At 68.1% G+C, this 426-nt stretch carries 1 protein-coding gene; it reads left to right on the top strand.

Annotated elements, in window-relative coordinates:
• The coding region (locus tag FLQ44_RS23575) for an Ig-like domain-containing protein (RefSeq protein WP_240801214.1) at positions 1 to 426 on the top strand (426 nt) is incomplete at both ends.

Below are 426 nucleotides of genomic sequence, written 5' to 3'. Positions count from 1 at the left end.
CCGGTCCGTACACCGCGACCCAGGCCTACTCGATCGTCGTGGTGGATGTGCCGCCAGTAGCGAGCAATTCGGCGCTGACCGTGGCCTACAACGCGCCTGCGACGAATGTGCCGCTGTCGCTGAGCGGCGGTGCGCCGACCGCGCTGACGATTGGCACCGCGCCTTCCAGCGGTACCGCGGTCATCACCGGCACGACCATCACCTATCAGCCCAACGCGGGCTTCGCGGGCGCTGACAGCTTCACCTACACCGCCACCAACAGCGGCGGCACCTCCGCGCCAGCGACGGTCAGCATCACCGTGCAGGATCCGGTGGTGACGATCACGCCCAGCGGCGGATTCAGCGCCTCGGTCGCCGCGGCCTACACCCAGACCTTCACCTTCAACGGTGGAGCGCAGCCGTGGAGCGGCTATCAGGTCACCAACC

This window comes from Vogesella mureinivorans, assembly GCF_007644035.1.
In the GTDB taxonomy this organism is placed as follows: domain Bacteria; phylum Pseudomonadota; class Gammaproteobacteria; order Burkholderiales; family Chromobacteriaceae; genus Vogesella; species Vogesella mureinivorans.
Note: the sequence above shows the minus strand (reverse complement) of the source record. Positions and strands in the feature narration are given on the sequence as shown.